Origin of the sequence: Sulfobacillus thermosulfidooxidans, from assembly GCF_001280565.1 — a bacterium.
In the GTDB taxonomy this organism is placed as follows: domain Bacteria; phylum Bacillota; class Sulfobacillia; order Sulfobacillales; family Sulfobacillaceae; genus Sulfobacillus; species Sulfobacillus thermosulfidooxidans_A.
Map to the genome: position 1 here is coordinate 40,830 of NZ_LGRO01000002.1, position 16,916 is coordinate 57,745.

Here is a 16,916-nt window from a genome sequence, read left to right on the forward strand (position 1 = left end):
GAAAACCAGGGGCATTAGGGATTGATTGACGACATGTCATGAGCAGGAGAAATTAGAATGTTAAAACTTGATAACCATAGCGAGAGCGTGCGATCACTTCTTGTCCACCAATCACATAAGCGTCAGCGGGGAACATATCATCTTTGGTAAGTTCTGCGGTTTTCATAGCGTTTGTGCAGGCGGCTAACCGAATTCCCAGCCCTTGCAGTTCTCGTAGCAAAGGGCCAAAAAGATCTGCGTATTCACCATTCTTGCGAAAGACTTCAATGCCCGTGCTTAAAGCTAACACTTCCACATTGACACCATGCTTGACCATTTCACGAGCCATGTGCAAAATTCCCCGAACGCTATAGGGTTCGGAGGTGAAGCGAGAAAGCACTATCAAAGCTGAACGCATTGAATGCCACCTCCATTATGATGAGTCGCTCTCGACTCTCTTTCGTGCGGTATTTAAAGAACATGTGCAAGATTATGAAGCCCGGCAAAAATGAGTCCTAACACAGACCATCCTCCCACTAACCCTAGTCCTGCCAAGACCAAGATGACCGCTTTATCGATGAGTGTTTTCGAATCAGGTTCATCAAAGTGTAAATTTTGTTGCGCCATAGTACACCACTCCTTTCACCTGCACAACTTGATTATATATTACCACTACACAATAGTTTAAGTTATTTGATTCACAATTAATTTTTCTTATTAGAGGTTTTAAGGCAAAGTTGCAGTATAAGCCAACATGCTATAATTCTTTCCATATAAAGGATTTCAAATGTCTAATAATCTATTAAGGACTAGATTCGTGATGTCGAAAAAATTCTGCTCCACGACCATTGACTGGGATGTTAATGATTCGACTATAAACATCCGCTACGACGGTGAAACCATTATGTGTCTGGCTCTCAAAGAATGCGTCCGGCGCAAATACGCTCACACTGATTCGCCGTTTGGAATCGCTCACCCTATGCTAAAACCCAGAGATGATAACCATATGGCTTTCTATTTCTTTGATGACGCCCCGGCCATCTGGCTGCACCATTACGTCGTGCGCATTGACGCGGCGTTGGCTAATAAGACCCTGACCGATCACGATTTTCGTCAATGGATAACAGAAATCCTCGAAGATTTGCGCGCCTTTAACCATGAACACTTCCCGCGCGATTCCCCCACCCTGGACGCCATCCGAGACATGGCCACACGCTAGCAACAATTCTTTTTCCATGATGGCCCCGACCCTTATGATGATGACACAATCGAAAACATCTCTCCCTCACTCTGCAGATAATGGGTTAAGAAAAACCCAGCCATCAATTCCTTATTCCTGCTCCACCCTCATAAGATAATTCACACCGTCCTCATCCCATCTGGCTTTGCGGCCCTGACGGGCCGCATACGCGACCTTCTCAAGGAGGCGACAATATGACTACGCCCTTATTACCCTTACATGACAAAGCGTTAACCTGTAACGATGCAGCCAATCTTCTTCGAGGCATCGCCGAACTCTTAGACGTTTACCCCGCCGGCGGCGTGCTGCTCACCTTAACGTTAGACGCGATTGGGCCTTCTATACCGCCAACACCCGTTCAGCTAAATCAACAAAATGCATCACGAACACAAAACCTTAAGCATTGCATTTATTTCGGTTATTTCGTATAATGCAGTTGATCTTATAGGGATCGGTGAAGGAAACAGAGACAGGAGAAACGATAAATATGTCAGACAACGTGCTCATCACGCCGAAAAAGCAAGACATCGAACCAATTAAGCGTGTGGCAGAAGACCTCGCAGCGCGTCCGAACTCTCATCGGCTGGTTCTGATGGATGACGCTCAGCATGACGCCGTGGATCTCCCCACACCGCTGGTTCACGTATTGATGGAGGTCGCTAATCAATTGGCCCAAGGGCATTCCGTCGCGATTTTGCCTGACGACAAAGAGCTGACGACGCAACAGGCTGCGAATCTGTTGCAAGTCTCCCGTCCATTTTTGATTAAGCTGCTCGAAACGGGCCATATCCCATATCATACCGTGGGATCGCATCGTCGTATCCTTTTGAGGGACCTCATGGAGTACAAGCAGAACCGGGATCGTTTGCGTAAGGATCGTATCCATCAGATCGTGCGCCTGTCCGAGAGCATAGGATTGTATGAATCGGAAGATTTCGTTGAGCGGGAGCCGTAAACGTGGCTTTTGTCACGTTCTTAGACGCGTGCGTCCTGTTTCCTCCGAATCTCCGCGATGTCATTCTCACCGTCGCTGAAACCGGTATCTGTCAAATCCGCTGGAGTCCCGATGTCTTGGATGAGATGCAACGAAACATTGTCCAACGCGCGAAAATCGAAGATCCTGCCGTAGCCCAATCCAAAGCGGCCTTCGGCGTGTGATGGAAGACGCTTTACCCGACGCTATGGTAGAGCGCACTCTGTATGAGCATTTCATTGACGTCATGCCGAATGACCCAAAAGATCGGCATGTGTTAGCTGCCGCCATCGCTAGTGACGCAGATGTTTTAGTGACGGCGAACCTCAAAGATTTTGTTGTGCCTTCCGGATTCTGCCGGGTGGACATTCAGCACCCAGCCCCGTTTCTTCGCCATCAGTTAGACTTGCCCCACACGAATTTTTTCATGCGCTCCAAGATTTAGCCGCCGAACGGCATGCCCCCATGAATTTGGTGCTTGCTATCTTGAACTCCCTCCAAAAAACGGTGCCCGATTTTGCGTTGCAGGCAAAAGACATGTTATCTGACGACCATCATTAAAGACATCTTCTTGTGCCATAAGCACTGACATCTTACTGGTTTCTCGATTGTTTTTTGAGTGAAAGGAGTGCTTATCCATGGGCTGAAATTGTTATGCCATCAAAATCACAGATGCCCCCGCTAAATGGTTTGCTGACCTGGAGCCGTCCTTACCCTCCGACCTCTTTCATCCTCACGCCACCGGTTTTCATGTCAGCCGACTTGCAAACATGATAGGACAAATCACGAATATCCCGCTTAATAAACCCTTAATTAGCAACAACGAAATCACCGAAATGGCTGAGGCCTTGCATGCAAGAATGGATCGACGAACATCCTGAAACCGATTGGAAAGATTTCCCCACGTCCGACACGTCGATTTCCTTTTCGACCATCGTTAGACTCACCCAAAAAATGCCTATATCGAATCGTGGCATGCCCAGTTAGATCACAAATGTTTGATCCAAGCATTGGCCACGTATGCCGAGGCTTACGCCACTATCACCCGGTGGATTGCCTTTTATAACCAAGACCGGCTTCATGGCAGTTTACCATTGTGGTCTCCCGTCACGATGCGAGAACGCGTTGCCGGAGGCCAAGCCCACTGGGCCGCCCCTATTTAAGCCAAATGCTATCGGCGCCGCGTCGATTGCCGTTCAAGACGGCTTTCGCCTTCTAATGGGGTTCATCCCGCTCATTTTCCTATTTCTTGCTTATATTGTCATCCGCCGCTATGATGTGCCTGGTAGTCCTCTTATCATTGGCAGTGATTAGTATAGAGCTTCTCTTTATTTGGCGAAGTTATCTTTTCCATCCTCATCCAATGCCTGCCGCATTAACTGGGCAAGCGTGTGATCCCCACAATCTTTTTGCGCTAATAACGCACCAATCGCATTGATACGGCTACTCCGGGAACGGTTTTGTCCTAGTTTGGCCTTGCCTTCCATTTTTTGAATCTGAATCGATATCCCAACAATCTGCGACAACATTTGCCGGTAAGGTGATTCTCGCAAATTGTGCGACCAGACAGCATGCTGGCCGGGTTCAAACTTCTCGAGCAGTGTGGCCACAATATCCATGGTTTCTTCAAAATCTTGAATGATCCGGCAAATGCCGTGCACTTGGACGGCAACATAATTCCATGTTGGCACACTATGTTCTTCTTGGTAGTAGGTGGGCGAAATATAAGCATGGGGACCTAAAAATGACACCACTACCGGTTTTTGATCCATCTCCCGCCACTGCGAGTTGGCCCGGGCCATATGCCCGATGAGAAACCCTTCCACGGCTTGCTGAGAAGCTTGATAAAGAAAGGGAATATAGGAAATGCGGATTTCACCGTCCTGATGCGATATGAGCTGACCTAAGGGATAGGTATGGATCACATCAATTAGGCGTTCGCGACTAGCGATGTGAAACTCGGGTGGATTGTACATCATTATGGGCCACATCCTCTGTAAACAGGATAAGACATGCATTTCATGCAATTTTTTCGGCTGCATGCGTATTCGGTCAGCTTTTTCCCACTAATCGTACACTATAATCGAGTAAGGGAGGATATGGTGTGACGATTTTTATTGTACTCTGGCAGAAGATTCGGCGGCATCAAATTCTTTTTTTGTTTATTTTGGCGCTTCTCACATTATTGATTGGAGCGGGTCTCTTTGCATCCGCGGAACACACCACGTTTTTTACTGCACTTTATTGGGCCATAACCACAGCGACTACCGTCGGTTACGGGGATGTTATTCCGCACAATACGGCTGGCCGTCTTATCGCCATGGGCGTCATGTTGACTACAATTCCCTTAATGGGCGCGGTTTTTGCAGCTTGGGCAGCTGGTTTAGCCTCACTTCATATTAGGAGGTTATTAGGTTTGGAACACAATTGGACACATGGTCATGATCTGGTAATTTACGGGTACAGTCCAACTGTCGCCAATTTGCTGCCAGATTTGGTACAAGCCCATCGCAGCATTTTACTGGTGGCTGACGTCGAATCCAGTCTCATTCCGCAAGACGTGCAGCTAATGGCTGGTGATAGCACCAATACCCGTATAATAGAAAAATCTGCACCACACAAGGCGAAAAAAGCCCTGATTGCGGGCAACACGGACGGGGAAGTTCTGCTTACAGCCATAGCTCTTCGCCATTTAGCTCCGGCTCTGCCCATTATGGCGATGACGCAAAGCACGAAAGTGGCTCAAGCCTTAAAAGATCTTGGCATCCAATATACCGTCGCTACCGACAACCTCATGGGACAAACGATCGCCAAAAGTTTGGAAACTCCGCACGCCGCGGATTTGCTCTTGAGTATTTTGGGTTCTGACCGTTACCGGCTCAATGAAGATGCCGTAGCAGATAACTGGGTGGGTCTTCCGTTAAGCCAACTCCGCCGGGAATTTTCTGGCATTCTCTTAGGTTTGGTTCACAATTCTGAAGTAATTTTAGGAGTTGAACGAGATCCCGTGGTAGCTAGCGGGGATCACGTGCTGTATTTGACCCCCACCACAAAACAGCAATAATGAATTTCTACTCCTTTTCATGTCTTCATGCAAAAAGACTTCAACCCTTTCTGACAGGTTTCCATCGTAGAGCCACAACGCGTCTAGCGAATAAAACGGCAGACGCGTTGTGCGACTTTCCACCCGGGCGTATCCTCTTCTTTCAACTCCATAGACTCATAAGAGTCTTATCCCTAAGACATTCCGAGAAAATCTTCCCCAGCGTTTTAGGAGATGGAGGAGCAGCATATGAATGATGACCTCGGTTTATTCTTCAATTTGAATACTCACCTGCAAATCCTCATCACGCGTTCCCCAATACACCCCGCGAACCGGTGTAACGTCGCCATAGTCGCGTCCTAAGGCCAACCAAATATACCGGTCATTGGTAAAAGTACCGGAGACCGGATCAAATCCCGTCCATTGTTTAGAGCGAAACTCCCCGGTATAGACGGCAACCCAAGCATGACTGGCCGTAGGCGCTTCGTTTTCGGGTATCAGATAGCCACTCACATACAGAGTCGGAATCTGAAGATAGCGGCAGACACTAATTAAAAAATGCGCAAAATCCTGGCACACGCCGCGCTTGAGACGCATAAAGTCTTTTGCCGTATCGAGCACAGTCGTGACTCCTGCTTCGTAGGTAAAATATTGGTGCGTAGCCTGTGTCAATTGGTGTACCCGTTCCAATACCGGCAGCTCGGGATGGTCTATCTCATAAATCCATGATTTCGTCTCCTCATCGATCATCGTCCGCATCGTTGGCGTGAGACTTTCATAACCTAAAAAACCTGTGGGCATACGGTATACAAAGGGCTGATCCATCGTGATGACGCGCGATACCGCACTAATTTCCACGGTTTGCAAATGCCGAGGAATCGTAAAATGATGGACGGTATTACCAAACCGATCGATATAATCGTACAAGTGGGTTGATGGACTCGTCATTATTTGAAAAGATTCCACAATTTGACGGGCATTGTTTAACGGCCGCAAATGCAGTTCTGACGCCAAGCTGAAAATGGGTTCTTTATACCGGTAAATCGTGTCATGACGCAGGACAATATTCATACTTCTTGCACCTCAGGTTGGAAATATCGGATCGTGAGCCCATCATGAATTTTCTCGAACTGCGTAATGAGGCGCCGCACATAAACTTCTGGTGTCGCCTCCATAACCAAATCCATCGTATCGTAGGACAACTGCGCAAAAACACGTCCGGCAAGGAGGCGCGGCGTTCCCCCGGGCTCTGGCAAGGCTTGCAGTTCCCGTAATAAATTGCTACCCGCGCACACCACCGAACGCGGAAAAGCCGGTTCAAATAAGAGAAACTGGATGACGTCGGGAACATGGAGCTGTTTTCGGTAGGCACGGCGGAAGGCTCCATAACCGGTGACACTTTTTAAAGCATTGACAGCATATAACGGTTCATTATCCCAAAGACTTAGCGTACCGCAATAGGATAACAAAAGTCGTAGGGTCGAAAGAGCGCGTTCCAACATAGTGCCAATCATCATAAAATGATAGGCTTCATCTTGTAAAATGGTTGAAACTAAAAGCGACTGAAAGGTCAGGGCGTCCATCGTCACCTGAGACAACAGATCTTCCCATGATTCATCATCGATATCTTCAACCTGACCACTCACGGTATTTTGCATACGTGTTAAAATTTGCCACATTTCCGGACTCACCATATCCCGAGCCATCCGCGCATTATCACGGGCCATTTTGATATTGGTGCACAAGGAAATCGGACAGGCGGCATCACAAATCACATGCCGTAAAATCGATGAAGGCTCTTCCCCATCTCGCGCATGGGGATCCCCAAATACCCGAAGGAAATCTCCCCACCGCTCGCGGGTAATCATTTGCGCACTTTGCGTCTTGCGAATGGCTAAAATTCGCGCGAAGTTTTGCGCGCGTTCAACATAACGCGCCATCCAATAGACATCATCGGCTACACGACTTAGCATTTGATTGTTCACTCCCGAAGAACCCAAGTATCCTTAATGGCGCCTCCTTGTGATGAATTGACCACGAGCGATTGGGAACTCCCTGACACCCGCGTCAATCCTCCTGGTAAAATCCATGGGTCTTTGCCGAGCAGGCAAAAAGGCCGGAAATCTACATATCGCGCTTCAAAATGACCTTGATGATAAACTGGGGCCGTTGAGAAGGTAATCACAGGCTGGGCAATAAATTGACGAGGTTGGCGGCAAATCATCTCTTTCCACTGTTCCCGCTCTTCTTGGGACATGTCCCTTCCAAACGCTAAACCTTTACCCCCGGACTCGGCGACGGGTTTGATGACCAGCTCATCCCAATGACTAAAAATATAATCCCGCTCCCGGTCAAACACCGGCAAATATGTGGGAATATTAGAGAGGATTGGTTCTTCCCCTAAATAATAGCGGATAGCATCCGGAATAAAGCGGTACATCCCTTTATCGTCAGCAATGCCGCAGCCAACAGCATTGACTAAGGCTAATGCGCCATGCATTAAGACATTGCCTAATCCCGGCACCCCAATTAAAGAGTCGGCACGAAAAACCAGGGGATCCAGAAAATCTTCATCGACCCGGCGATAAATGCCATCAATCGGTTTCAACCCCTGAGTCGTTTTCACATGGATGCGGTTGCGGTAAACCACTAAATCCCGACCCTCAACTAAATCAAGTCCCATTTGGCTCGCTAACAAGGAATGTTCAAAGTAGGCACTGTTATAGACACCGGGTGTGAGAACCACCCAGGCACCCGGAGAAAGACCAAGCAAGGTTTCTAATAAACGTTGGGGATATTCCACAATCGAATGCATACTCACAGAGCGCATCACTTGCGGCCAAATCGATGAAGAAACCAAGCGGTTTTCGAGAACATAGCTGACACCAGAGGGGCTGCGGACATTGTCTTCGAGCACAACATACTCATCTTCGCCCGTGCGGACAATATCAATGCCTGCGACAGATACCCAGCGGTTTTGTGGCACTGCAACTCCCATCATCCGAGGCTGCAATAAAGGGCTCGAGTACACGAAATCTCTGGGAATCACGCCAGCTTGTAATATCCGCTGATCACCATAAATATCGCCCACCAACAAGTTTAAGGCCACAAGCCTCTGTGCCAATCCGCGTTCCAAATGTTGCCAATGCGCATGGGACAGAATGCGCGGAACGATGTCAAAAGGGATGGGCCGCTCAATGCGCTCTGCACTGGATCCTAATGCAAAGGTCACACCCCGATGATGAAAAATCTGATCCGCAATATGTTTACGCCGATCCCATTGATTGAGACGTCCTTGCAATAATGGGAGGAAGACACGGTATAATGGCCGAATATTGCCACGGGCATCAAAAAATTCATCAAGGCCTCCTCGTGGATAATAACGCCACGGATCGGGTTGCGGCGGGGAAGACAACACTTCTGACGACATGCGGTTATCCCCCCTCAGTTTTTGTCATGTTTTACCGTGTTTCTCTTAAAAAAGATAACATGATTTAACCAAAACGAAAACAGAAATTTGTCCAATAAAGGACATATTACATAAATCAGTCGGTTTTCTCTATTTTTCCTTACAACATTGTCATATAACAATCCGACGACACGGCGATATTAAAACATCCATTCCCGTACGAGTTGCCACAAAGTTTGCACCGCGATAAACCACATCAACAGTGCCGAGATTTTTCCTAACAGGGGACGAACATGTTGTCTTTTGCGAGAGATGAGCACGCGTCCAAATAGTGCCAAACCCATAAACCAAAGCCACGACACCAAAATTGCTCCCATACTAAAAGCCCAGCGGACATCTTCTAGACGATATAAGCTGGCTTGCCCCCCTAAAATCACGACGGTATCCATGACCGCATGCGGATTTAAGAGCGATACGGAAAGAGAATGGCGAACCTGAGTTCTCCAGGGAATGTCATGAGGAGATTCCCCGTCGTCTTCTACCATGCCCCGCCAGGTATGAAGACCCATAACAAAAAGGAATAATGTTCCGGCCGCTGCGAGCAAGACGCGAAACCATCTCCAGTGGACGACAACGGCGGCCACGCCTCCTACGGCTAAAATGATTAAGAGCGTGTCAGACAAAGCGGCCGTGATAATCGTGGGTAACACGCGGAAGATAGATGAACGCGTCCCTTGGTTTAATACAAACGCATTTTGCGGGCCTATAGGCAAAATTAACGCCAGAGCCAGCATAAAACCATGCCAAAATGCCAACAGCATTGGATTAACCGCCTCAATCACAAGGGTTTTGTGTTCTTATTGGGAAAGAAATCATGACAAGGATCGGTCATAACGTCTCATATGAGGTAATGTTCTCCCGCCAACGACTAATCTTTTTAAGTGTACCAAATTTTTTGGCTTTGGCGGACGGCCTCTTCACCATTCGAAGCAAATTTACTTGCATGGTCACAAACGATTTTCGCCATAATAACGGCAGTAAATTACAAGGTAAAGGAGTCTCATGATGGATAACGAATTAGAAAATCGCCTGGCTTCCGATATCGAACACGCCGATTTTGCAACCGAACCCCCACCTGATGCCAGTGTTGATCGAGATGAAAGCCGCATTATCTTTCAGACCAAATCAGTCAATATGCAAGTTGCCGCGTTATCTGACGTATTTGAAGATGCGCGCTTTCATATCGGAGGGCTTGATGACCCCCGCATCATTACTCCTTTGGGAGCAGAAGTGACCATGACCATCCAAAATCAGGATGAACTACACCCACATGGCTGGAAATTAATTAAAGACACACCCCCTTTTGCCCACCCCGAAATCGCAGCATCTGCGCCTCCTGCATTTCCGGGCGCAGAAATTACTCACATAGCTCCCCATCATCAAGAAACCATTCACTTCACTGTAGATCAGCCCGGTGTTTATACCTATCTCTGTCCTGATTTATCCGACAACGATGTGGGCTTATATGGGATCTGGGAAGTCGCCCCGGGCCATTAAAAGCCTCTGTGCACAAAAAATGTCCAAGATAGCGTGTGTGCGTTCAAACTATCTTGGACATTTTTATTCCCATTATGAGGTGTGGCTTGATGTTCGTCCTTCGAGTGACAACCCCTTATCTACAAAGGCCATATTTTTACGATATGAATCACACAACCTGCGGTAACATCGTCAGGCCAATCACAAATAGCAAGGTCCCAATGCCTCCTGCTTGAATGCGTTCCGGCAAACGCGGCACCATGCGAGCCACCAAGTAACCTACTACCATGGAAATCACGCCCACAATGAGGACCGCGGTCCAATAGACTTCATGGTGCAAACTGTACCCCACTGCCCCACTGAGAGCCGAAATGGCCATGATAATGACCGAAGTTCCCACCGCTGGTCTAACCGTATAGCGCAGACCATAGACCAAGGCCAATAGATACATCACCCCACCACTGGCACCAAGCAGTCCCGTGATAATTCCGATGATTAATCCCAAAATCACAACGCCGGCGGTCGATTTCCATGTTGGATCATGGACGGCAGTCCCAGATACCATCGGAATATTTCTCACTGCATGATAGATAAAATTGGTGCCAAACAAAATCATGGTCACCGCAAAGAATAAGCCAAGCCACTGAGTCGGCATTCGGTGGGACAACCAAATGCCAATCTGTGGCCCTAAAATGGCCGTGATAAGAAATATCCAACCTCGTTTCAATTGAATATTTCCTGATTTCGCATAGCCAAAAGACACTAGGGCTGAGGTCAGCACATCGACTGTTAAGGACGTGCCGACTGCCATACGAAACGGAATGTGAAGAAACTGGGTCAGTGCCGGCACCACAATCACGACCGCGCTACCGCCCCCAAAACCGGTTAAGGCTCCGGTAATGAGTCCGATGACGACTAATAACACTGTCGACATGCCTCACGTCACCCCCCGACAAATTTATTGTCCTGAAAAATTCACTGGATAAACTATACGCTTTTTAGATGACGATCACTAGATGCTTAAGAACTATCAAGATCGCTTTAAAAACGCCACCACGATCAGGATGAAGAGCACAGGTATAATGGCCAGCATGAATAGCTCTTTAATCAAAAGATATCCCAGTGGAATCCCAATAATGAGCATCAACCACGTTCGCAAGGCCCTAGGTCTTAAAGACGGCTGTCTTACCGACGCCTTTACAAGTCTTAGGGGATACGACCATAAGGGAAACAACGACGGCGCTAGGGGTTTTAGGATTGGAGGCGTTGGATGTTGATGAGGTGGTGTCAATAAAATGTCTCGCGCACGCGTCAACAGCTGAAATTGCGATGATTCACCCCCAGCATCGGGATGTAAACGTCCACATTGCTTCCGGTATGCTTGTTTTATCATCTCAGGCGATGCATCTACTGGTATCCCTAAAAGGTCAGCCGCGTCTTGCCGGGTCATGGCGAAGGAATCCTCCTGCTCTCATTCGTCGTCGCACGCGTTTTTTCGTGTCTACCGGTGCTTGCGCTTTATTGTTCTCTCCTTTCAGAGTATAAAGGAATTTCCCAAACATTCACATGGCTCCGGTGCTATCTTAATATATGATGGTCATCAAATAACATGGACAATAACAGCCAAAACATACCGTCCACCAAGGGGGAAAATATGTCAGAGAGCGGATACGACCATTTCGCCTGGTTATATCATCAACATTGGGATGATTTTACCGACCAGGTGTGGCCAGTTATTCAGGGCTTTGTTCTCCCTTATGCGCCCAAAGGTAGTCATATTGTCGATTTGTGCTGTGGCACAGGAAAGATGGCCCGGCGCCTGCTTGATGCGGGATATTTAGTCACTGGCATTGATAATTCTAAGGAAATGCTGCAATGGGCTCATCAACAGGCCGGGGATGCGACTTTGTTATGTCAAGACGCCCGCGAATTTGAGCTCAACCAACCAGCCCAGGTGATTGTGTCTCTCTTTGATAGCCTGAATCATATGATGCACATTAATGATCTCCAACAGGTATTTTCGCGTGTGTTCGATGCTTTGGTTCCAGGTGGTTTATTCTTTTTTGATATGAATACCGTACAAAAATATGAGTCTCGCTGGACATCTCAAAATGCTCTCATTTACCCTGATCATGTCGCCGCGCTTTCTGCCCATTACGACTTAAAAACCCGGATTGCCTCATTTGATGCCGCCATTTTTCTCAAAGACCAAAAAGCTTGGATCCGCCGTGACGTTCACCTCACTCAAAAAGCGTATGCCGTCAACGAAATACAACAAGCGCTGATAAACGCCGGATTTCCTGAGGCCCACGTTCTGGATGGGGTGAAAGATTTGTCTATTTCCGATTTTTATGGCCGATTGTTTTTTTGGACCCAAAAGGTAAGCTAAACCGTTGTGCTTAGCTTAAAGAATGAGGATGATCATAGGGAAGGCTTGTACGAGGTTCTCGATCCACATGAGGCAACGTCCAGTGATGTTCACTCATCCATAAGCGGTTAAATTGGTGCATGGTCATCGTTTGAATCATCACTTGACACACTGTGAGGTCCTCTCTCAAAGCCCTTTGAGCGGCAGTCACTGCTCCGTCGACACGGGAATTCATGCTGAACATTCCAGAAGGCTGGGCTAGAGCCATTTCGGTTAATTCTTGAAATAAGGCAAACATGTGATCCCGGAAGTCACTGAAAGGAATATATTGCAAATCGGCTTGCCAGCCATCTAACAATGTCAAAATATGTTGTGCCGATGGCAACTCCCCAGCTCGCAATAATGTAATCAGAGCTTGTGCACGAATTCGGGTCATACGCACGCTGAGTAACGCCTGATCTTGCCAGGTCAGCAACAATTTCCGCATGATATTCGCTTTATAGCGCCACATAATAGTGGCGCTAACCGCCCAGCACAACAACAAGATACATAAGATTGTGGACATGAATCGCCTTTCTTTACAGTACCATGTGGTAGACGTCGGTAATCGGAGAAGGGGCAGGAATATATCCATCCGCGGGTTTAAAAGTTGCCATCCATAGCAATAACAATGAAATCATAGTGACAAGCTGCCAATGCTTCATGATGCAACTCCTCCTCATCTACACTCTTTATACCTGAACGCGATATACTTGTGTTATGTAACATCTAGTTACAGCATTTGTATCTATCATTAGACCAATTGATGAACAATTGAAGAACGATTGAAAAATGAGCCATCTAATTCCTGTTCATCCGAGCCATTGCCAAGAAAAAGGGGGGAAAGACCGGACTACCGGTCACAATAATGTCCCTAGGTCAGCGAATACGGCAAATGCGTCTACAACAAGGGTTATCACAGGCCGAATTGGCCGGTCATCAGTTATCTCGTGCCTATATCAGCCGGATTGAATCGGGATCCTCCATTCCGTCCCGAGAAACATTGGAATATCTAGCCAATCGACTCGATCGACCTGTCGATTTTTTTCTGAGCAATCATGATATCGAGCAGAAGGCCGAAGAACTCATTCGTGAATCTCAGATGACCTTACAAAACAATCAGCCGGACAAAGCCCTGGAATTAGCCCAACAAGCTGTGACTACCAGCTTACTGACCCACTCTGAATCATTAATTGCCGATGCACGTTATCAGATCGGATGCTGTTATGCCTATCAGAATGATGTCGACAAAGCCTATGATGCCTTGCAAGACGCGCTATGGACCTATTTGCGATTAAATGACCGGAAAAAGGAAACTCAAACCCTCTATTACCTTGGTAGTGTCTGTTTTAATGGCGAAGAATTTAAACAAGCCGCGCGTTTTTTCCGTACGGCGCTAGCGCGGGCCCGGGAACACAAGCGATTTCTACCTTTGTATTTACGAACGTTGACGGCTTTGGGCTCGACATTATTCCGGTTAGGACAATTGGACGAAGCCTTTAGTCAATACCAGGAAGCCCAGCAATTAGCCGAGCAAATGGGAGAGACCGCACGCCAAATTGACGCCATGATGGGCATGAGCTGGATTCAATTCCGTCAAGGGTTGACGGAAGAAGCCATTGTGCTGGCCGAAAAAACGCTGGAACTCAGTGAACATTTTCGCCATTATCAGAGCGTGCCGCTCAAGCAAAATTTAGGGATCATGATTTTTGACAAGGCCCCAGAAAAAGCCCATCAGTTGTGGATAGAATGTCTCGAATATTACCGTGAGCATAATGACCGCATCGGTCAAGTCACCATTTTAGAAGAATTGGGCCGCTATCATATCTTTGACCGTGATTTGGCTAAGGCCGATTATTTGTTTCATCAAGCATTAGCCTTAGCTCACGCTATTCCTAGTATCTACCTCGCCGGGCGGCTATACCGCGATCTTGGTGACGTCGCCCTCTTACAAAAGCTGCCTAAGCAAGCGGATGAATTATTCCGTTTAGCCTATGGCTGTTTTCGGACATTGCACGCGGAAGATGAATTACGCGAAACCGAAAAACGTTTTGTCAACGATTAATTCCAGTAGCGATGTAAGCGGGCAATACGTTCGTCTGTCGAGGGATGAGAAGCCAATGCCGACCACTTGCTCACACCCGTCCAAATAAAGCCCAGCAACTGAGCGGCTTCTACCGTGCGCAAATCCTTAGGCAAAACAGGTCGTTTCTTATGGCCGGAGCGCACTAACTGTGTCGTCACATAGTGGCGGTTGATCGCCTCACAATTTTCTAAGGCTTTAATCAATCCTACCGGGCTGCCTAATAACACACTCGCCGTCTCATCCGCGGCCAACTCCCGGTAGCGCGAAAATAACCGTGTGAGTAATGTGCTAACAGCCCATGTTAGCGTAATGCCCGCCATCACGATTCCTACTGGGTTATTGTTGGACTGGCGAAAGGACAATAAGTTACCCAAAATCCACCACCGCTGCATGAGAGCATTTAAGACCAAGTTTAAGCTACCGGCGACGAGAATCATTGTCATATCATGATGCGCAATGTGTGCCACTTCATGCGCTATCACCGCATCAAATTCATCAGGCTGGAGATCTCGTAATAATGTATCGGTCACCACAATCGCATACCCTTTCCCCGTCCACGAGCGTACAGTAAAGGCATTGGCAACGGGAGAGGATATTTGAAATAATACAGGAACGGGAATATCCGCTAAAAACGCGATCCGTTCTAGCCGTTCTTGCCACTTGGGTCCTAACGGTTCCGCAGAAGCCATAAACAGACGCGGAGAGAGAACCCACCCGCCGACAAGCATCACAAGAGCTAAGATGAATCCGACGCCGATTTCGAACCACCAGGGCCAATGCAACTGGTGATGGATAAACCAAACAAAAAACAGATCGAGGGCCATAATCCCTATGAGTACCATTATCATTCGTGAAATGAGTACAAAATTAGGACGTTGCCATGATTTCATGTCATCCCTCCTACTTGTCCAGAAGCACGTGTTCCAACGGGTTACGCTTATTTTAGCAGATTTTTCGGAAAACGGTTATGGCATTCATTCCAAAGAGGAATCGTCTTCACAAAAATCCACAAGAATCGAATGGTTGGTCTGTTTGTTAATGTCTTGTCCATATCGGGTTTAGCAAAGAATACGCGATATCATGATTTTCATCGTCAATCCCATGCTCGATAGATTTTTGGTGCAATATATCAGCAAAAAATTCTTTGGCAAAACCCCAAAATCTTAGAGAAAATATCTTGAACTAAAAAATTCCTATTTTCATAATGTCTTTATTGCTAGTTCTTTTTTCTCTGATAAGTTTAAAGCATTACTTCCTTGTGATTTAAGTGTTTGAAACATTTTTTGCGATCAGTCATTGTGACTTAAATATCAATGGTTTGAGGTGTAAATAATGCATATCCGATTGTTAAACGGAAAACCTCATCCCCCTCAAGAGGTTGGTTACAAAGCGGCAGCACTCAATGAGTTAATGGCTCATCACATTTTGATTCCCCGAGCTTTTGTCGTGACGACAACTCTTTACCACCAATTTCTTCAAGAAAATGGTCTCGATTTTCCTCAGCCCATTACGCCTCAAGAGATTACTCAGGGAAGATTTTCCCCGTCACTCCAAGCGGTTATTTCTCAGGCATTACAAGATTTTTCCCCAGATGCACGCTTGGCGGTGCGCTCTTCCTCCTTGTTCGAGGATACTAAAGAAGCCTCATTTGCCGGCCAATATGCCACAGTGCTCGGTGTCTCTCAAGCGGGAGTATTTGATGCCATTAAGCACTGCTGGAGTTCGGTGCCCCAAGAACATGTGAAGGCTTATGCCATGAGGCAAGGCATTTCCCTAGAGACTGGATCGATGGCTGTCATTGTTCAGGCGTTAGTTCATGCCGACGTTTCAGGTGTGAGTTTTAGTGTTCATCCTGTCACGGGTGATAACCGGGTGGTTATCAATGCGTCTTATGGCTTGGGTGAGGTGATTGTGGACGGAACTGTCACGCCGGATGTTTTTGAAATTGATAAGGACACGGGAAGCGTGAGCCAACATATGGGTTTCAAAGAATGTTGGATGCAGCTTAACCCTGAAGGAGGCACCGAAATCCGGGACACTCCCTTAGACCGTCAATCTTGCTTTTGCTTAACTTCACACGAGATACAAGCCATTTATCAATTGACCTGCACATTAGAACAGATGGCTCGATGTCCTATTGATGTCGAGTGGGCCATAGCGGATCGCGTCTTATATTGCTTGCAAATGCGTCCCATAAGTACTCCTCAATTTTGACACGTCATGCCGCCAATTTGCAGATTTGC

General features: G+C 47.2%; 23 protein-coding genes. 11 read left to right on the top strand and 12 right to left on the bottom strand.

Translation table 11 applies throughout. The features are described from left to right. Positions 1 to 52: 52 nt before the first annotated feature. Both AOA63_RS15725 and AOA63_RS19860 read right to left on the bottom strand, forming a co-directional pair. The gene (locus AOA63_RS15725; protein ID WP_053960750.1) at positions 53 to 397 is read right to left on the bottom strand and encodes a DsrE family protein; all 345 of its coding nucleotides are present in this window, start codon (positions 395 to 397) and stop codon (positions 53 to 55) included. 53 nt (positions 398 to 450) lie between these two features. Then, the gene (locus tag AOA63_RS19860) at positions 451 to 606 is read right to left on the bottom strand and encodes a hypothetical protein (RefSeq protein WP_171822764.1); all 156 of its coding nucleotides are present in this window, start codon (positions 604 to 606) and stop codon (positions 451 to 453) included. A 190-nt stretch (positions 607 to 796) separates the two neighbouring features. Between AOA63_RS19860 and AOA63_RS15730 the strand changes: the two genes are divergently transcribed. The 6 genes from AOA63_RS15730 to AOA63_RS19095 all read left to right on the top strand — a co-directional run bounded on the left by AOA63_RS15730 (position 797) and on the right by AOA63_RS19095 (position 3,355). Continuing rightward, complete coding sequence (locus AOA63_RS15730; RefSeq protein ID WP_139061669.1) at positions 797 to 1,198, top strand: hypothetical protein; 402 nt, start codon at positions 797 to 799, stop codon at positions 1,196 to 1,198. 215 nt (positions 1,199 to 1,413) lie between these two features. Continuing rightward, the gene (locus tag AOA63_RS15735; RefSeq protein ID WP_053960752.1) at positions 1,414 to 1,650 is read left to right on the top strand and encodes a hypothetical protein; all 237 of its coding nucleotides are present in this window, start codon (positions 1,414 to 1,416) and stop codon (positions 1,648 to 1,650) included. Positions 1,651 to 1,706: 56 nt separating this feature from the next. Further along, entirely contained in the window at positions 1,707 to 2,174 is a 468-nt protein-coding gene (locus AOA63_RS15740; protein ID WP_053960753.1) for a helix-turn-helix domain-containing protein, read from the top strand. Positions 2,175 to 2,176: 2 nt separating this feature from the next. After that, positions 2,177 to 2,377, top strand: a complete 201-nt coding sequence (locus tag AOA63_RS15745; protein WP_053960754.1) for a hypothetical protein — start codon at positions 2,177 to 2,179, stop codon at positions 2,375 to 2,377. Continuing rightward, positions 2,374 to 2,637 carry a hypothetical protein gene (locus AOA63_RS15750; protein WP_053960755.1) on the top strand — a complete coding sequence of 88 codons (264 nt, stop codon included), beginning with the start codon at positions 2,374 to 2,376 and terminating at the stop codon, positions 2,635 to 2,637. Before AOA63_RS15745 ends, AOA63_RS15750 begins: the two co-directional genes overlap by 4 nt. 517 nt (positions 2,638 to 3,154) lie before the next feature. After that, entirely contained in the window at positions 3,155 to 3,355 is a 201-nt protein-coding gene (locus tag AOA63_RS19095; protein WP_082344073.1) for an integrase core domain-containing protein, read from the top strand. Positions 3,356 to 3,520: 165 nt separating this feature from the next. Here the strand turns inward: AOA63_RS19095 and AOA63_RS15755 are convergent, their stop codons facing one another. Further along, entirely contained in the window at positions 3,521 to 4,171 is a 651-nt protein-coding gene (locus AOA63_RS15755; protein WP_053960756.1) for an FMN-binding negative transcriptional regulator, read from the bottom strand. Positions 4,172 to 4,296: 125 nt separating this feature from the next. Between AOA63_RS15755 and AOA63_RS15760 the strand changes: the two genes are divergently transcribed. Next, the gene (locus tag AOA63_RS15760) at positions 4,297 to 5,256 is read left to right on the top strand and encodes a potassium channel family protein (protein WP_053960757.1); all 960 of its coding nucleotides are present in this window, start codon (positions 4,297 to 4,299) and stop codon (positions 5,254 to 5,256) included. A 246-nt stretch (positions 5,257 to 5,502) separates the two neighbouring features. Here the strand turns inward: AOA63_RS15760 and AOA63_RS15765 are convergent, their stop codons facing one another. The 4 genes from AOA63_RS15765 to AOA63_RS15780 all read right to left on the bottom strand — a co-directional run bounded on the left by AOA63_RS15765 (position 5,503) and on the right by AOA63_RS15780 (position 9,465). Beyond that, positions 5,503 to 6,306 carry a transglutaminase family protein gene (locus AOA63_RS15765; RefSeq protein ID WP_053960758.1) on the bottom strand — a complete coding sequence of 268 codons (804 nt, stop codon included), beginning with the start codon at positions 6,304 to 6,306 and terminating at the stop codon, positions 5,503 to 5,505. Beyond that, positions 6,303 to 7,208, bottom strand: a complete 906-nt coding sequence (locus AOA63_RS15770; RefSeq protein ID WP_139061670.1) for an alpha-E domain-containing protein — start codon at positions 7,206 to 7,208, stop codon at positions 6,303 to 6,305. Before AOA63_RS15770 ends, AOA63_RS15765 begins: the two co-directional genes overlap by 4 nt. Before the next feature lie 8 nt (positions 7,209 to 7,216). After that, positions 7,217 to 8,665 carry a circularly permuted type 2 ATP-grasp protein gene (locus tag AOA63_RS15775; RefSeq protein WP_053960760.1) on the bottom strand — a complete coding sequence of 483 codons (1,449 nt, stop codon included), beginning with the start codon at positions 8,663 to 8,665 and terminating at the stop codon, positions 7,217 to 7,219. Positions 8,666 to 8,844: 179 nt separating this feature from the next. After that, complete coding sequence (locus AOA63_RS15780) at positions 8,845 to 9,465, bottom strand: LysE/ArgO family amino acid transporter (protein WP_053960761.1); 621 nt, start codon at positions 9,463 to 9,465, stop codon at positions 8,845 to 8,847. Positions 9,466 to 9,706: 241 nt separating this feature from the next. Between AOA63_RS15780 and AOA63_RS15785 the strand changes: the two genes are divergently transcribed. Continuing rightward, complete coding sequence (locus AOA63_RS15785) at positions 9,707 to 10,201, top strand: hypothetical protein (RefSeq protein ID WP_139061671.1); 495 nt, start codon at positions 9,707 to 9,709, stop codon at positions 10,199 to 10,201. A gap of 148 nt (positions 10,202 to 10,349) precedes the next feature. Here the strand turns inward: AOA63_RS15785 and AOA63_RS15790 are convergent, their stop codons facing one another. Next, positions 10,350 to 11,114: a sulfite exporter TauE/SafE family protein gene (locus tag AOA63_RS15790; RefSeq protein WP_053960763.1), complete on the bottom strand. Its 765-nt coding sequence runs from the start codon at positions 11,112 to 11,114 to the stop codon at positions 10,350 to 10,352. Between the two features lie 96 nt (positions 11,115 to 11,210). Beyond that, positions 11,211 to 11,630 (bottom strand): J domain-containing protein, encoded by a 420-nt coding sequence (locus AOA63_RS15795; RefSeq protein ID WP_053960764.1) that lies wholly within the window; start codon positions 11,628 to 11,630, stop codon positions 11,211 to 11,213. Positions 11,631 to 11,834: 204 nt separating this feature from the next. Between AOA63_RS15795 and AOA63_RS15800 the strand changes: the two genes are divergently transcribed. Further along, entirely contained in the window at positions 11,835 to 12,569 is a 735-nt protein-coding gene (locus tag AOA63_RS15800; protein ID WP_053960765.1) for a class I SAM-dependent DNA methyltransferase, read from the top strand. A 10-nt stretch (positions 12,570 to 12,579) separates the two neighbouring features. On the opposite strand, the gene AOA63_RS15805 is transcribed toward AOA63_RS15800, so the two are convergent. Together AOA63_RS15805 and AOA63_RS20415 are read right to left on the bottom strand one after the other, a co-directional pair. Then, on the bottom strand, positions 12,580 to 13,113 hold the full coding sequence (locus AOA63_RS15805) for a hypothetical protein (RefSeq protein WP_053960766.1): 534 nt from the start codon (positions 13,111 to 13,113) through the stop codon (positions 12,580 to 12,582). Positions 13,114 to 13,126: 13 nt separating this feature from the next. Beyond that, positions 13,127 to 13,252, bottom strand: coding sequence for a hypothetical protein (locus AOA63_RS20415; protein ID WP_278277075.1), 126 nt, complete (start codon positions 13,250 to 13,252; stop codon positions 13,127 to 13,129). A 203-nt stretch (positions 13,253 to 13,455) separates the two neighbouring features. Between AOA63_RS20415 and AOA63_RS15810 the strand changes: the two genes are divergently transcribed. Beyond that, positions 13,456 to 14,652, top strand: a complete 1,197-nt coding sequence (locus tag AOA63_RS15810) for a helix-turn-helix domain-containing protein (RefSeq protein ID WP_053960767.1) — start codon at positions 13,456 to 13,458, stop codon at positions 14,650 to 14,652. Here the strand turns inward: AOA63_RS15810 and AOA63_RS15815 are convergent. Beyond that, positions 14,649 to 15,563: a M48 family metalloprotease gene (locus tag AOA63_RS15815; RefSeq protein WP_053960768.1), complete on the bottom strand. Its 915-nt coding sequence runs from the start codon at positions 15,561 to 15,563 to the stop codon at positions 14,649 to 14,651. The two genes, AOA63_RS15810 and AOA63_RS15815, sit on opposite strands and share 4 nt — an antisense overlap. A 442-nt stretch (positions 15,564 to 16,005) precedes the next feature. Here AOA63_RS15815 and AOA63_RS15820 point away from each other — a divergent pair, with 442 nt between their 5' ends. After that, complete coding sequence (locus AOA63_RS15820; protein ID WP_053960769.1) at positions 16,006 to 16,887, top strand: PEP/pyruvate-binding domain-containing protein; 882 nt, start codon at positions 16,006 to 16,008, stop codon at positions 16,885 to 16,887. Positions 16,888 to 16,916: the final 29 nt, after the last annotated feature.

Coding starts and splice junctions, on each gene's coding strand:
- AOA63_RS15725 (WP_053960750.1), bottom strand. CDS start 397: ATGCGTTCAGCTTTGATAGTGCTTTCTCGCTTCACCTCCGAACCCTAT.
- AOA63_RS19860 (WP_171822764.1), bottom strand. CDS start 606: ATGGCGCAACAAAATTTACACTTTGATGAACCTGATTCGAAAACACTC.
- AOA63_RS15735 (WP_053960752.1), top strand. CDS start 1,414: ATGACTACGCCCTTATTACCCTTACATGACAAAGCGTTAACCTGTAAC.
- AOA63_RS15740 (WP_053960753.1), top strand. CDS start 1,707: ATGTCAGACAACGTGCTCATCACGCCGAAAAAGCAAGACATCGAACCA.
- AOA63_RS15755 (WP_053960756.1), bottom strand. CDS start 4,171: ATGATGTACAATCCACCCGAGTTTCACATCGCTAGTCGCGAACGCCTA.
- AOA63_RS15765 (WP_053960758.1), bottom strand. CDS start 6,306: ATGAATATTGTCCTGCGTCATGACACGATTTACCGGTATAAAGAACCC.
- AOA63_RS15770 (WP_139061670.1), bottom strand. CDS start 7,208: ATGCTAAGTCGTGTAGCCGATGATGTCTATTGGATGGCGCGTTATGTT.
- AOA63_RS15775 (WP_053960760.1), bottom strand. CDS start 8,665: ATGTCGTCAGAAGTGTTGTCTTCCCCGCCGCAACCCGATCCGTGGCGT.
- AOA63_RS15780 (WP_053960761.1), bottom strand. CDS start 9,465: ATGCTGTTGGCATTTTGGCATGGTTTTATGCTGGCTCTGGCGTTAATT.
- AOA63_RS15785 (WP_139061671.1), top strand. CDS start 9,707: ATGATGGATAACGAATTAGAAAATCGCCTGGCTTCCGATATCGAACAC.
- AOA63_RS15790 (WP_053960763.1), bottom strand. CDS start 11,114: ATGTCGACAGTGTTATTAGTCGTCATCGGACTCATTACCGGAGCCTTA.
- AOA63_RS15795 (WP_053960764.1), bottom strand. CDS start 11,630: ATGACCCGGCAAGACGCGGCTGACCTTTTAGGGATACCAGTAGATGCA.
- AOA63_RS15800 (WP_053960765.1), top strand. CDS start 11,835: ATGTCAGAGAGCGGATACGACCATTTCGCCTGGTTATATCATCAACAT.
- AOA63_RS15805 (WP_053960766.1), bottom strand. CDS start 13,113: ATGTCCACAATCTTATGTATCTTGTTGTTGTGCTGGGCGGTTAGCGCC.
- AOA63_RS20415 (WP_278277075.1), bottom strand. CDS start 13,252: ATGAAGCATTGGCAGCTTGTCACTATGATTTCATTGTTATTGCTATGG.
- AOA63_RS15810 (WP_053960767.1), top strand. CDS start 13,456: ATGTCCCTAGGTCAGCGAATACGGCAAATGCGTCTACAACAAGGGTTA.
- AOA63_RS15815 (WP_053960768.1), bottom strand. CDS start 15,563: ATGAAATCATGGCAACGTCCTAATTTTGTACTCATTTCACGAATGATA.
- AOA63_RS15820 (WP_053960769.1), top strand. CDS start 16,006: ATGCATATCCGATTGTTAAACGGAAAACCTCATCCCCCTCAAGAGGTT.